This window comes from Micromonospora alfalfae (assembly GCF_022230925.1).
Classification (GTDB): Bacteria; Actinomycetota; Actinomycetes; order Mycobacteriales; family Micromonosporaceae; genus Micromonospora; species Micromonospora alfalfae.
Map to the genome: position 1 here is coordinate 219579 of NZ_JAKKFH010000025.1, position 14151 is coordinate 233729.

Below are 14151 nucleotides of genomic sequence, written 5' to 3' on the forward strand. Positions count from 1 at the left end.
GATGGGTTACCGCGCCGCCGGTTCACCTCGACGAAACATTGTCGTGTTGGTCACGACACTAAGTCGCACGTGTCGATGTGTCCATACCTTCCGGCGGTTCAGCATCAACTTTTGTCGATTTGATCGAAAGTCGCCGGTCAGGCGCGTCGGTCGATCGCCTGCCCGGCCAGCGCAACCAGGGCCGCGCGGGCCTCATCGGCCACCATGGCGTTCTGCAGGGCGGAGAGCGCGGCCTCGGTCCGGACCCGGATCATCTGCTCGATCCGCTTCCGCGCACCGGTCGCCTCGATGATGTCGCGCAGCTCCGCCGCGCCCTCGGCGTCCAAGGCCGGGTTGCCGAACAGCTCCCGCAGCCGGATGGTCTGCGTCCGATCGGCGGCGCTACGGGCCAGCGCCATCATCACGGTGGGCTTGCCCTCACGCAGGTCGTCCAGGACCGACTTCCCGGTCACCGCCGGGTCACCGAACACGCCCAGGACGTCGTCGCGGAGCTGGAACGCGTCACCCAGCGGGTCACCGAACTCGCCCAACGCGGCGATCAGCTCCTGCTCCGCGCCGGCCAGGGCCGCACCGATCTGCAACGGCCGGGTGACCGTGTACCGGGCAGCCTTCATCCGGATCACGGTGAGGGCGCTGGCCACCGAGCCGTCACCCACGCCGGAGACCAGATCCAGGTACTCCCCCGCGATCACCTCGGTACGCATCAGCGCGAACACGCCGTACCCCCGGTGCACCTGCTCGGTGCTCAGCCCGCACTCGTGGAACATCTGATCCGACCAGGCCGCACAGAGGTCCCCGCAGAGCAGCGCCGTGTTGCGGCCGTACGCCTCGGGGTCACCGCGCCACGACGAGCGGGCGTGCAGGTCGGCGAAGAGCCGGTGCACCGACGGCTCACCCCGGCGGCGGTCGCTGCCGTCCAGGATGTCGTCGTGGATCAGCGCGAACGCGTGGAACAGCTCCAGGGCCGCCGCGGCCACCACGATCGGGGTGCCGTCGGCCGCCCCCGCGCCGCGCCAGCCCCAGTAACAGAAGAGCGGGCGCAACCGTTTGCCACCGGCCAGCACGAACCGTTGCAGCGCGGTGAAAACGCCCCGCGGCGCCCCGTCCGGCCAGTCCGGGCCCTGCCGGCTGAGAAACCCGGCCAGCTCCGCGTCGAAGCGCGCCCGCAGCTCGCTGGCGTCGGTGGGCGCGACAGTGACCGTCATGAGCCCTCCCCCGACGCGCCGGCACCGCCGGGGCTCAACCCGGCCAGCTCCAGCAGCAGCGCCTTGACCTCGGTCGCCGCGATCTTGTCCCGGGCAGCGGTCGGGTCGGAGCAGAGCAGCACCGGGCCGTCCGCCGGGTCGTCCGGCAGCCGCCCGTGCGAGCCCCGCACCGCCCGCGCCCCGGCATCGAGCCCGACCGCGCTCATCAGGTACCGCATGCCGAGCTTCTTGCGGGCCAGGGCGACCCCGGCGCGGGCCTTCGCGGCACCGGGGTTCGCCGGGTCGAAGAACAACTCGGCCGGGTCGTAGCCCGGCTTCCGGTGAATCTCCACGAGCCTGGCGAAGTCCGGCGCCTGGGCGTCGTCCAGCCAGTAGTAGTAGGTGAACCAGGCGTCCGGCTCGGCCACCAGCACCAGCTCACCGGCGCGCGGATGGTCCAGCCCGTGTGCGGCCTTGCCTTCGGCGTCGAGCACCTCGGCCACCCCGGGCAGGTTGGCGCAGAGTTTCGCCACCGCCGCGACGTCGGCCGGATCCTTGACGTAGACGTGCGCGATCTGGTGGTCGGCGACAGCGAACGCCTTGGACGTCCACGGGTCGAGGTACTCCATGCCCGCCTGGGTGTGCACCCGCAACAGGCCCTCGGCGCGCAGCAACCGGTTGACGTCCACCGGCCGGGACACGTCGGTGATGCCGTACTCCGACAGCACCACCACTGTGGCGTCCCGGGCCCGGGCGGCGTCCAGGAGCGGGCCGAGCACCGCGTCCAGCTCGGCTGCCGCCGCGGCGGCTTCGGCCGACGAGGGACCGAAGCGTTGCAGGTCGTAGTCCAGGTGCGGGACGTAGACCAGGGTCAGGTCGGGTGACACGTCGGCGAGGATCTGCTCGGCCGCCTGGCAGATCCACCGCGACGAGGGCAACCCGGCCGTCGGCCCCCAGTAGGTGAAGAGCGGGAAGGTGCCCAGCCGCCCGGTGAGCGCGTCGTGCAGCTCCGGCGGGTCGGTGTAGCAGTCCGGCTCCTTGCGCCCGTCGGCGTAGTAGACCGGGCGTGGCGTCACCGTCCAGTTGACGTCGGCGCCCATTGCGTACCACCAGCAGACGTTGGCCACCGTGTAGCCGGGTTCGGCCCGGCGGGCGGCCTGCCAGAGCTTGTCCCCGCCGACCAGCGCGTTGTGCTGCCGCCACAGCAGCACCTCGCCCAGCTCCCGGAAGTACCAACCGTTGCCGACGATCCCGTGCCCGCTGGGCTGCTCGCCGGTGAGGAAGGTGGACTGCACCGAGCAGGTCACGGCGGGCAGCACGGTGCCCAGCTCGGCCCGGAAGCCGCCGTCGGCGACCCCCCGCAGTCGAGGCATGTGCGCCAGTAGCCGGGGGGTCAACCCCACCACGTCGAGGACCACCAGTCGCCGGCTCATCGCGTCACTCCCATACTCACGTTTCGCTCTGCGGTCAGGCCGAGGCCGACCAGTTCGTCCCGGGCGAAGGCCAGCTCCGCGGCGATGCCGGCGGCCAGCTCCGCGTCGGTGCCGGGCCGTCGGGCGGCCGGCAGCACCCCCCAGGTGTACGTCTCGACGTCGAGGTGGTCGCAGCCGGCGGTCGGGCCGTCGAAGAGCGCTCTCAGGGCCGCGCGGAGCACCGGCAGGGTCGAGCCGAGCGGCTCCTCGGGTGGGGCGTGCAGCGGCACGTGGTAGTGCACCCGCCACGGCCCGGGCAGCGCCCGGTCCAGCGCCTCGTCCAGGTCGTCGGCCGCGTACGTCGGGTCGGCCGGGTCGGCCAGGCCGGCGCAACCGGCGCCCCGGGTCTGGTGCAGGAAGCGCGGCTCCACCCAGCGGCGCAACGCCTCGGCCCCGCCCTCCGGGTCGGCGGCCTCGACAGCGGCTGAGACCTGCACCTTCACCACCGGCAGTCCGGCCGCCCGCAGTCGGTGCAGCGCCTCGGCCGGCTCCTCCCAGGCGCAGGCCAGGTGGGCCAGGTCGACGCAGACACCCAGGCGTTCGGTGTCCATCCCGGACAGCAGCTCGGCCGCCTGACCGGTGCTCTCCACCACACAGCCGGGCTCCGGCTCGAAGGCGACGCGCACCTCACGGCCGGTGTCCTGTTGCACGTCGGCCAGGCCGGCGGCGAGCTGGTCCAGTCGGCGTCGGGCCGCGTCGGCCCGGCCGGTGTCCCACGGTTGACGCCAGGCCAGCGGCAGCGTGGAGATCGAACCTCGGGCGGCGTCGTCGGGCAGCAGGTCGGCGAGCACCCGGGCCAGGTTGAGGGTGTAGGTCAGGCGCTGCTCGGTGGTCCAGTCCGGGTGGTACACGTCCTGCTTGACCACCGGGGCCTGGAAGGCCGCGTACGGGAAGCCGTTGAGGGTGACCACCTCCAGGCCGCGCGCGTCCAGTTCGGTGCGCAACCGGCGGCGTAGCGTCGGGTCGGCGGCCAGCTCGGCGGCGACCGGAGCGGCCAGCCACAGGCCGAGCCCGAGCAGGTCGCTGCCGAGCGTCTCGCGGACCGGCACCGCGTAGGTGTCCAGTTGACCGAGGATGCCGGCCAGGTCCTCGGCCGGGTGCACGTTCGTGCAGTAGCTCAGGTGGACGGTCTCGCCGCCGGAATGTCGCAGCCGCATCAGCTGCCGCCGCGCAGGATCGAGTTGCCGGTCTGCGGGTCCACGGCAGCGGCTGCGTCCAGGTCGCTGAGGTCGAGCCGCCCCGACTGACCGTAGAACTCCACCGGGTTTCGCCACAGCACCTGGTCGACGTCGTCGTCGCTGAAGCCGGCCGCGAGCATCGCCTCGCCGGTGGCCCGGGTCAGCAGCGGGTCGGAGCGACCCCAGTCGGCTGCCGAGTTGACCAGCATCCGTTCCGTGCCGTACTCCCGCAGCAACTCGACCATCCGCTGCGGCGTCATCTTGGTGTCCGGGTAGATGGAGAAACCCAGCCAGCAGCCGCTGTCGCGGACCAGCTTCACCGTCACCTCGTTGAGGTGGTCGACCACCACCCGACCCGCGTCGATGCCGGACTCGGCGACCACGGCGAGGGTCCGCTCGCAGCCGCGCGCCTTGTCCCGGTGCGGGGTGTGCACCAGCGCCGGCAGGTCGTACGCCACAGCGAGGGCGAGCTGCGCAGCGAACGCCTCGTCCTCCTCGGGCGTCATCGAGTCGTACCCGATCTCGCCGACCGCCACCACCGCGTCCTTGTCCAGGTAGCGGGGCAGCAGGTCGAGGACCGGCCGGCAGCGCGGGTCGTTGGCTTCCTTGGGGTTCAGGGCGATGGTGGCGAAATGGCGCACCCCGAACTGCCCAGCCCGGAACGGCTCCCAGCCGATCAACGAGTCGAAGTAGTCGGTGAACGAGGCGGCGCTGGTGCGCGGCTGCCCCAGCCAGAACGCCGGCTCCACCACCGCGCGCACTCCGGCGGCGGCCATCCGTTCGTAGTCGTCGGTGGTGCGTGAGGTCATGTGGATGTGGGGGTCGAAGATGCGCATTCACGCCTCCCGGGGCAGTGCGGCGGTGAGCCGGTGGAGCAGGTCGTTGGCGTCGGCGGGCAACTCCCGGCCGGCGGCGTGCCGTTCGGCGGCAAGCGCGGCCAGCATCGCGGTCAGCTCGCTGTCGGCCCGGGCGTCCAGATCGGCCACGTTGGCCAGGGGGACGCCGCTGAACACGCACTTGAGCACCGCCTGCCGCCAGGCGGCCTGGTCGAGGTGCCGGGCGTACGGGCCGAGCGCGGCGGCGACCAGCCGGGTGTCGTTGGTCCGGATCGCGTCGTGCAGCAACGGAACCCCGTCGGCGCCGATTGGCAGCAGCGGCAGGGCGCGCAGCACGGCTCGTCGTTCGGCCGCGTCACCGTGCTGGTAGAGGCGCTCGGCGTACGCGGTGTGCTCGCCGGGAAGGCTGGTGAGCAGCAGCACCCGGGCCGCGTCGTCGGCGGTCCAGCCGGGGGCGTCGGGCAGCGCTGCCCGCCCGCAGCGTCGGCCGACGGCGGGAAAGAGCCGGGTGATCGCGGTGGGCTCGGTGGTGACCCGGCGCAGCGCCGTGTCCAGCCAATCGGGATCGGGTACGCCTCCCAGCGCGGCCCGTAGTGAATCCGGTGTCATCCCGTCTCCTCCCTCGTGCTGCTGTGCGGCTCCGTAGGTGCCCGAGCGCGTCCTTTGCTCTGCTTCACTCCACGCGACGGTCGGTGGCCGGATCTGTTGCGTCCGTTGAAGCAGAGCAAAGGACGCCGGCAGGCACCTCTTGCCGCCGACGGTCACCGCTTGTCGAGGTGGCCGCCGCGGCGCGCAGGAATTCGATGGACCGGGCGGCCACGTCTGGTGCGGCGTGCGAGTCGCGGGGCAACTCGACGGCGACCAGGCCGCGGTAGCCGGCCTCGGCCAGGGCGGCCAGCACCGGCGGAAAGTCGATCTCGCCGACGCCGAACTCCAGGTGCTCGTGCACGCCTCGGCGCATGTCGTCGATCTGCACGTTGACCAGGTGGTCGGCCACCTCGGCGACGCACTGCGGCACCGGCCAGGGCTCCAGGCACCGGCAGTGGCCGATGTCGAGGGTGATGCCGAAACGGGCCGGGTTGCCGAGAGCGGCGTGCAACCGACGCCAGTCCGCGATGTCCTGCACCAACATGCCCGGCTCCGGTTCGAAGCCGACTGTGACCCCGGCGCTGTCGGCCGCGTCGACCACTGTGGCGCAGCCGGCCACCAACCGGTCCCAGGCGCACTGCTGTGACACCGCCTCGGGTCGGACACCGGCCCAGAACGAGACCGCCTCCGCGCCCAGGTCGGCACCGATCCGCACGGCCCGGCGCAGGAACTCGATCCGCCGGGTCGGGTCGTCGTGCAGCAACGTCGGGGCGTGCTTCTGCCACGGGTCGAGCAGGTAGCGGGCACCGGTTTCGATGACCACCGCCAGACCCAGCGACTCCAACCGTCGACCGACCGCTGCGACCCGGCGGGTGAGCCCGGGCGCGAACGGGTCCAGGTGGTCGTGGTCCAGGGTGAGCGCCACACCGTCGTAGCCGAGGTCGGCGATGACGGCGAGCGCGTCGTCGAGGCGGTGGTTGGCGAAGCCGTTGGTGCCGTACCCGAGGCGCAGCGTGGTGGCGTCGACTGCCGACGCACCGGGCCGGGGCTCGGGGACGCTCATGTCGGTGAGACCTTCCGGGCCAGCCGTCGACCCAGCGGCGCGGCCGCCGCGACGGCCACCCCGAGCAGACCCGCTCCACCCCGTGCGGTCAGGGCTCCCTGGAGGGCCGGCAACCCGGTGATCCCGGCGCCGACGGCCGCGCGGACCCGCCCGGCCGACGGGTCCCGGACGACCTCGGCCTGAGCCGCGCCGTACCGGGCGGCGTACCAGCCGGCCAGCACTGCGGGCAGCGCCGCCGCGATCGTGGCCGATCGGCTGCGACCAGCGCGCACGCCGGTCCCGTCGACGGTCTCGGCCCGGTCGGTGGCCCCGGTCTGGTTCGTCGTTCGGAAGGCTGCGCGTCGGGCGCCCGGCACGGCGACGGCGGCACTGGCGGCGACCAGCGCGGTGCCGGCGAGGGTACGCATCGGCAGGGTGGCGTCGGCGCCGGTGACCTCCCGGCGGGACAGCGCGGTGACCGTCCAGGTGTGCGCGGCGACTGTGGCAGCCGCCGGCAACGCCCGGGTCATCCGGCCGCCGGACGCGCCGAGCAGCACGTCCAGCCCTCGGCAGGCGGCCATCACGGCCGGGCCGGCGGCGGTGTTCTTGGCCAGCAGGTCGTACCCCCAGATGGTGGCGGCCAGCGGCACGGCGAGCGCGGCGGCGCGGCGACCGCCCACGGCGGCGGCCAGGCCCACCCCGGCGGCCGTGAGGCCCGCCGCGAGACCGACGGCGGCGGCGGGGCTGACCCGCCCGCTCGGGATCGGCCGCTCGGGCCGTTCCTCGGCGTCCAGACGCCGGTCGGCCCAGTCGTTGGCGGCCATGCCGGCCCAGTAGAGCAGCACCGAGGCGCCAGCCAGGGCCGGGGTACGCGGGCTCAACGCGCCGGCCGCCGCGGCCCCGGCGATCACGTCACCGGGCACCGAGAGCGCGGCTGGCGCCCGGACCAGCTCGGCGAGATCAGCCAACGTTGCCATGGTCACCGTCCCCGCCGTCGTGCAGTTGCCGGGTGAAGGTGGTCAGCCGGGCCCACTGCTCGCCCAGCGAGTGGGTCGGCGTGCCCAGCGGGTCCTTGAAGAAGAAGCCCAGGTCGGCCAGCGGCCCCACCTGCCCGGCGGCGTGCGCGGCGGCGGTGAGTCGGGCCAGGTCGAGCACCAGCGGCGCGGCCAGCGCGGAGTCGCAGCCGTGCCAGGTGAACTCCATCCGCATGCCGGTGCCGAGGAATCCGCTGAAGGTGATCAGATCCCAGGCGGTCTTGAAGTCGCCCAGTTCCTCGACGTACTCGATGCGGGTGCCGCCCTGCGGGACGTAGCCCAGCGTCTCGCCGAGCACCCGCTGCTTGCTCTGCACCTTCGCCGCGTTCGCGGCCGGGTCGGCGAGGGTGGCGCCGTCGCCACCGCCGAGCAGGTTGACCCCGGACCAGGAGCCCACTGCCAGGTTGCGCATCGCGAACATCGGCGCGAGCACCGACTTGACCAGGGTCTCCCCGGTCTTGCCGTCGTGCCCGGCGTACGGCAGTCGGGCCTCCTCGGCCAGCGCGGCCAGCGCCGGCAGCCGCAGCCCGGTGGACGGGGTGAAGTCGACGTACGGGCAGCCGGCGAGCACCGCGGCGTACGCGTAGAGAGAGCTGACCGGCAGCACCTCGTCCGGACCGTCGAGGGCGGCGCGTAGCGCGGCCGGGTCGGCGTGCGCGGGGTGCGGTCGAGGGGCCGGCTCGGTGGCGGAGACGTTGACCACCACGACGCGGTCCAACTCGTGCCGCTCGCGGAAGCTGACCAGGTCGCGGACCACGGCCTCGGCCCGGTCGGCCTGAGTGTCGCCGACCGGTGCCGGGCGCAGCTCCTGCTCGACCACGCCCAGCTCGTCGCGGAGCGCCGCGACCAGCCGCCACGGGATGACACCGGCGTCAGCGAGGGCCTCGGCGCGCTTGCACAGCGGAGTGGTGGCCAGGTCATGTCCGCCGAAGACCAGATCGGCGAACGCCGGCAGGGCCGGGCCGCGCAGCTCGGGAAGCTCGGTGACGCAGCCGGTGGGCCCGGCCAGGCCGGCCCGCAGCGCGAGCCCCCCGACGATGCTGGTGGTCGCGACGGAACCGCGCGCTCCTACCAGCCAGACACCTGTTCGCATGGTGCTCCTTCCCCATTCACGAGGAACCGTCGGTACCGCTAAATATAGGAATATCAGAATATGTTTCGGAAAGATACGGCCTTGTTTCGTAAAGTTTTCGGACCGGGTGGATGGGCCCCGTCCGCTCGCCCCGCACCGGAACAGCACCGGCTTCCGACGTCGGCGTCGGCGGCGACGACGACGGACCGGATCCCGGCAGGTGCGAGCAGACGGGGCTGGTAGGCAGGGTCGGGTCGGCGTCTCGACCCTGCCTCCCCCGCATCCGGCCGGTCGGGGCATTGGCATGCCCCGGCCGGGCGTCTCAGGCCGCCGCGCCCACCGGAACACCGACCGAACCACTACCCGCCGGGAACCGGCGAGCGGATGCGGTACGGGTGGGGGCGGCGGCGGGCGGTGTCATCAGGTCCTCCGGAGGTCACCGGTGGTGGCGGTCCTCCGGTGCGGCCGGGGAATCCCGGTCCGGTCGCACCGGACGACCGTCCTGCTCGTGCGCCACCGGGCCGTGGGGCCCGGCTGCACGCTCTCCGATGCCGACCTCTGTCCCGGCCACGGGGCGCAATCCGTGGCTGGTCCCTCGCCGGTCGACTTCGGAAAGCCGGTCGGGCGATGGCGGTGCGAACACCGCCGTCGCGGATGGTCAATGGTCAGAGGGCCGCCGCGGTCAGCGTCGGTTCCACCTCGGCCCAGGATGAGCCGAGCTCCGCCGAGCGGGCCACCGCGTCCAGCACCAGCTGGACCTGCAACGCGTCGGCGAAGGAGGGAGTCGGGTCGACACCGGTGGCGACCGCCTCGATGAAATCGCGCATCTCGTGCGTGAACGAGTGCTCGTAGCCGATGATGTGGCCCGGGGGCCACCACGCCGACATGTACGGGTGCTCGCCCTCGGTCACCAGGATGCGACTGAAGCCCTGCTCCACAGCCGGACGGGTCGCGTCGTAGAACTCCAGCTCGTTGAGGCGCTCCAGGTCGAAGACCACACTGCCCAGCGAGCCGTTGATCTCGACGCGCAGCGCGTTCTTACGGCCGGTCGCGAACCGACTTGCCTCGTACGTGGCCAGGGCGCCACCGTCGAGTCGCGCCACGAAGACCGCGGCGTCGTCGACGGTGACCGTCCCGGTGGGCGCCGCGTGGCCGTCCACCGAAGCCGCCAGACCGCTCGACTCGGCCGGCAACGGCCGCTCCTTGACGAAGGTCTCGGTGACCGCGCTGACGCCGCTGATCCGCTGACCCGTGACGAACTGGGTCAGGTCGATGATGTGCGCACCGATGTCACCGAGCGCGCCGGAGCCCGCCCTGTCCTTCTGCAACCGCCAGACCAGCGGGAACTGCGGGTCCACGATCCAGTCCTGCAGGTACGTCGCACGGACGTGTCGAATCACCCCGAGCCGTCCGTCGGCGACCAACTGGCGCATCATCGTGACCGCGGGGACCCGGCGGTAGTTGAACCCGCACATCGACCGCACTCCGGCAGCCCGGGCGACGTCCGCAGCAGCGGTCATCGCCCGTGCCTCCTCCACCGAGTTGGCCAACGGCTTCTCGCACAGAACGTGCTTGCCTGCGGCCAACGCGGCGAGAGCGATCTCGGCGTGACTGTCGCCCGGGGTGCAGATGTCGACTACGTCGATGTCGTCCCGGTTGATCAGGTCACGCCAGTCGGTGGTGTACGCGTCCCAGCCGAGTGTGTCGGCGGCGTCAGCCACCTTCGCTGTGTCTCGGCCGCAGATCAACGCCATCCGGGCCCGCGCCGGCAGGTCGAAGACGCGGTTCACTGTGCGCCACGCCTGTGAGTGCGCGGCGCCCATGAACGCGTAGCCGACCATGCCGACCCGCAGTTCTTTGTCTGTCGTGGACAAGGTGGGTCTCCCCCCGATATGTCAGAACCCGAGCTTGTCGTAGCTGCTCGCGTTCTCCTTGGTGATCGTCTCCGAGGCCAGGGTCACTTCCTTGGGCACCTGCAGCTCCGTCAGGTCGCCCAGGCCCCGACCCTGCGCGATGAGCCGCGCGAGCGAGACCGCCGAGGAGGCCATCGACGGGTTGTAGGTGACAGTGGCCTTCAGCACGGTGTTGTCGGCCTTGATGGCGTCGATCGCGAGCTTGGAGCCCGCGCCGCCGACCATGAAGAACTCCGACCGGTTGGCCTGCTTGATGGCCGCGAGCACACCGATGCCCTGGTCGTCGTCGTGGTTCCAGATGGCGTCGATCTTCGGCAGCGCCTGGAGCAGCTGGGACGCCTCGCGCTGGCCGCTGTCCGAGGTGAACTCGGCCGAACGACGGTTCTTCACAGTGAACCCGTAGGTCGCCAGGGCGGCCTTGAAGCCCTCGCTGCGCTCGACGGTCAGCGGGATCTCCAGACCGGCGATCTCACCGATGATCGGGTTGGCGACGCCCTTGTCCTTGAGCATCTTGCCGATGTAGTGCCCGGCCGAGACGCCCATGCCGTAGTTGTCGCCCTTGATGACCAGCCGCGAGGCCAGTGCGTCGGGGAACGCCCGGTCGAGGTTCACGATCGGGATGCCCGCCTGCATCGCCTGGAGGGCAACGGCGTTGACCTCCTTGCCGTCGTGCGGCAGCACGACGATGATGTCCGGCTTCTGGGCGATCAGGGTGCCGAGCGTGGAGCGCTGGGCCTCGGAGTTCGACCCACCGTCGACCTCCTTGAACTCCACGTCCGAGTAGGCAGCCGCCTGCGCCTTGGCGTTGGCGTGGATCGCGCCCATCCAGCCGTGGTCGGCGGCCGGGGCGGAGAAGCCGATGACGACCTTCTTGCCGGGGGCGTTGTTGCCTTCGCTGTTTCCGGCGGCCTTGGTCTGGGTGCTGGCAGCCGGGGTCTCGTTGCTGGTGCAGGCAGTGAGGAGGGTGGCAGCGCCCACTGCGGCTCCACCGAAGAGCAACCGGCGGCGCGACAGGTCGCGACTGTGCTGGGTCATTAATGACCTCCTGGGAGCAGGATTTGACTTATTGAGGGTGTGCGAGGCCCGGCCACCGTCGAGTTTCTCGACGTCGCCAGGACAACGGTGCGGTGCGTCAGGTTGCGGTGGTGACCCTGTTCCGCGCGAGGAGCCGAGTGACGGACTTGAACTGGAACTGCTGGACCAGGACGGCGGCGACGATGATGCCGCCCTTGACCATGTTCTGCGCCTCGATGGAGAGGCCGTTGATGGCGAAGAGGTTCGTGATGGTGGCGAAGATGATGACGCCGAGCAGCGAGCCGACGATGGTGCCCCGGCCGCCGCTGAGCAACGTCCCGCCGATGATCGCCGCGGCGATCGCGTCCAACTCGTACAGGTTGGCCATCGCCGCCTGGGCCGAGGTCGCCTGCGAGGTGAGCATGATGGCGGCGATACCGCAGCAGAGACCGGAGAGCGCGTAGAGCAGCATGGTGTGCCGCCGCACGTTGATGCCGGCCAGCCGCGCCGCCTCCGGGTTACCGCCGACGGCGATGGTCCGCCGGCCGAAGGTCGTGCGGTTGAGCACCACCCAACCGGCCAGCACGACAGCGCCGAGGATGTAGACCAGGATCGGGATCCCGATCACCTTGCGCGCCGCGATGTCGTTGATGAAGGTGCTGCTCGACACCTGCGTCTGCTTGTTGGAGATCGATGCCGCGAGCCCTCGCGCGGCCACCAGCATCGCGAGCGTCGCGATGAAGGGGACCAGCCGCCCGTACGAGATGAGCACACCGTTGACGAGGCCGACGCAGATGCCGACAGCGAGGGCGGTGAAGATCATGCCGCCGGCGCCGTAGCTCTGGGTGGCCACAGTGGTGCACCAGACCCCGGCCAGCGCGACGATCGCGCCGACCGACAGGTCGATGCCACCGCCGATGATCACGAAGGTCATCCCGACGGTGACCACGCCGACGACCGAGGCCAACTGGAGGATGGCCAGGACGTTGTTCCAGACCCAGTTCGGGTCGCCGTACAGGTCGGGCTTGGTGATCGCGCCGACCACGATGAGCGCGGCCAGCACCCCGATCAGGCCGAGGTTGCGCTTGGCGCCGTCGCCACCGTCACCCCGCCACCAGGAGAGCTTGCGCCCTGATCCTGCCTTGTTATCGGCCACCGCCGTCTCCGCCGGGTCCACCGGCGGCGACTGCGCCGGAAGCTGCGGGCGCTCCGGTGTCGCGGTGGGAGTGGGAGTCGCGTCGCTCATGCCGGTGCGCCTTCCATCAAGGACCCCGCCATCACGAGGTCAAGCACAGTGTTCTCGTCGAGTTCGCCGGCCGCGGCTTCGCGGACGACCCGCCCTTCCCGCATCACCAGCACCCGGTCGGCCAGACCCAGCACCTCGGGCACCTCGCTGGAGACCAGCAGCACCCCCACGCCCTGAGCGGCCAATGACCGGATGACCTGGTACAGCTCGGCCCGGGCGCCCACGTCCACGCCCCGGGTCGGCTCGTCGAGAAGCAGCAACTTGGTGCCGCCGAGCAGCCAACGCCCGACCACCACCTTCTGCTGGTTGCCGCCGGACAGCGTGCGTACCGGCCGGTCGACGTCCCGGGGCCGCAGCTCAAGGGTCTCCGCGATCCGGTCCGCCTCGGCGCGTTCCTTGGCGGCGTTGGTGAAGCCGAGCCGCGCGTACCGGCCGAAGGTGGCCAGCGTGACGTTGCGGTAGATCGGCTCGCCGAGCAGCAGCGCCTGGCTCTTGCGTTCCTCCGGGGCCATTCCCATGCCGGCGCGAACCGCCGCGCCGACACCGGGGCGCAGGACCTTTCCGTCCATCTGCACGGTGCCGGCCTCCGGGAGGCGGGCACCGTAGATCGTCTCCAGCAGTTCGGAACGACCGGAGCCGACCAGCCCCGCGATGCCGACGATCTCCCCGGCACGCACGTTCAGCGACACGTCGGCGAACTCGCCGGTGCGGGTCAACCCCTGCACCTGGAGCAGGTCGGCACCCGCGGAGTCGTCGGTCGGCCGGTCCGGGAAGACGTACTCGATGGTGCGGCCGGTCATCCGGCTCACCAGGTCGCGGGTCGGGGTGTCGCGCGCCGGCAGGTTCGCCGCCGTGGTCCGGCCGTCCTTGAGTACGGTGACCCGGTCGCCGATCTCGCGGATCTCCTCCAAGCGGTGGGAGATGTAGATGACGGCGATGCCCTGCGCGGTCAGCTCTCGGATGATCCGGAACAGGTTGCCGACCTCGTCGTGGGCCAGCACCGCGCTCGGCTCGTCCATGATGATCAGTCGGGCCTCGTGCGACAGCGCCCGCGCCATGCTGACGATCTGCTTGCCGGCCGCCGGCAGGGACCGGACCATCCGCCCCGGCGGAATCTCACCGTGGCCCAGCCGGCTGAGGATCTGGCGGGTGTGCCGGGCCATCCGGCCGCGCCGGACGAAACCGAAGTTGCGGTACTCGTGCCCCAGGAACGCGTTCTCCGCCACCGACAGATCCTCGACGAGGTCGAGCTCCTGGTAGATGGTGGCGATGCCCGCCTTCATGGCGGCCTGCGGGTTGGCGAACGTGGCCGGCTCACCGCGCCACTCCACCTGCCCGGAATCCGGTTGGTGTACCCCGGCGAGCACCTTGATGAGAGTGGACTTGCCGGCGCCGTTCTGCCCGAGCAGGCAGTGCACCTCGCCGGCACGCACCTCCAACTGCACGCCGTCGAGCGCGCGTACGCCGGGAAAGGTCTTCACCACATCGGTGAGGCGCAGGACCACCTCGCCCGCGACGGTGTCGGCGGGAGCCTCGACCAGCGGCGCCTCGGCGACGGCCTCGGCCGACGCG

The 14151-nt window shown here is 71.6% G+C and carries 12 protein-coding genes; all 12 read right to left on the reverse strand.

Annotation, left to right across the window (positions count from 1 at the left end):
* Nucleotides 1-137 precede the first annotated feature (137 nt).
* The 12 genes from MED01_RS21390 to MED01_RS21445 all read right to left on the reverse strand — a co-directional run bounded on the left by MED01_RS21390 (nucleotide 138) and on the right by MED01_RS21445 (nucleotide 14084).
* Entirely contained in the window at nucleotides 138-1205 is a 1068-nt protein-coding gene (locus MED01_RS21390) for a polyprenyl synthetase family protein (protein WP_238670335.1), read from the reverse strand.
* Nucleotides 1202-2617 carry an alkaline phosphatase family protein gene (locus tag MED01_RS21395; protein ID WP_238670336.1) on the reverse strand — a complete coding sequence of 472 codons (1416 nt, stop codon included), beginning with the start codon at nucleotides 2615-2617 and terminating at the stop codon, nucleotides 1202-1204. Before MED01_RS21395 ends, MED01_RS21390 begins: the two co-directional genes overlap by 4 nt.
* Complete coding sequence (gene eboE / locus MED01_RS21400; protein WP_238670337.1) at nucleotides 2614-3813, reverse strand: metabolite traffic protein EboE; 1200 nt, start codon at nucleotides 3811-3813, stop codon at nucleotides 2614-2616. Before eboE ends, MED01_RS21395 begins: the two co-directional genes overlap by 4 nt.
* The gene (locus tag MED01_RS21405) at nucleotides 3813-4670 is read right to left on the reverse strand and encodes a TatD family hydrolase (protein WP_238670338.1); all 858 of its coding nucleotides are present in this window, start codon (nucleotides 4668-4670) and stop codon (nucleotides 3813-3815) included. The genes eboE and MED01_RS21405 overlap by 1 nt, the downstream gene beginning before the upstream one ends.
* Complete coding sequence (locus MED01_RS21410) at nucleotides 4671-5279, reverse strand: EboA domain-containing protein (RefSeq protein WP_238670339.1); 609 nt, start codon at nucleotides 5277-5279, stop codon at nucleotides 4671-4673.
* Between the two features lie 64 nt (nucleotides 5280-5343).
* Entirely contained in the window at nucleotides 5344-6321 is a 978-nt protein-coding gene (locus MED01_RS21415) for a sugar phosphate isomerase/epimerase family protein (protein ID WP_238670340.1), read from the reverse strand.
* Complete coding sequence (locus MED01_RS21420) at nucleotides 6318-7277, reverse strand: SCO3242 family prenyltransferase (RefSeq protein WP_238670341.1); 960 nt, start codon at nucleotides 7275-7277, stop codon at nucleotides 6318-6320. Before MED01_RS21420 ends, MED01_RS21415 begins: the two co-directional genes overlap by 4 nt.
* The gene (locus MED01_RS21425; protein ID WP_238670342.1) at nucleotides 7261-8427 is read right to left on the reverse strand and encodes an inositol-3-phosphate synthase; all 1167 of its coding nucleotides are present in this window, start codon (nucleotides 8425-8427) and stop codon (nucleotides 7261-7263) included. The genes MED01_RS21420 and MED01_RS21425 overlap by 17 nt, the downstream gene beginning before the upstream one ends.
* Nucleotides 8428-9071: 644 nt before the next feature.
* Nucleotides 9072-10247 (reverse strand): Gfo/Idh/MocA family protein, encoded by a 1176-nt coding sequence (locus MED01_RS21430; RefSeq protein WP_372493694.1) that lies wholly within the window; start codon nucleotides 10245-10247, stop codon nucleotides 9072-9074.
* Nucleotides 10248-10301: 54 nt separating this feature from the next.
* Nucleotides 10302-11354 (reverse strand): substrate-binding domain-containing protein, encoded by a 1053-nt coding sequence (locus MED01_RS21435; protein ID WP_238670344.1) that lies wholly within the window; start codon nucleotides 11352-11354, stop codon nucleotides 10302-10304.
* A gap of 97 nt (nucleotides 11355-11451) precedes the next feature.
* The gene (locus tag MED01_RS21440) at nucleotides 11452-12579 is read right to left on the reverse strand and encodes an ABC transporter permease (RefSeq protein WP_238670345.1); all 1128 of its coding nucleotides are present in this window, start codon (nucleotides 12577-12579) and stop codon (nucleotides 11452-11454) included.
* Entirely contained in the window at nucleotides 12576-14084 is a 1509-nt protein-coding gene (locus tag MED01_RS21445) for a sugar ABC transporter ATP-binding protein (protein WP_238670412.1), read from the reverse strand. Before MED01_RS21445 ends, MED01_RS21440 begins: the two co-directional genes overlap by 4 nt.
* Between the last annotated feature and the right edge of the window lie 67 nt (nucleotides 14085-14151).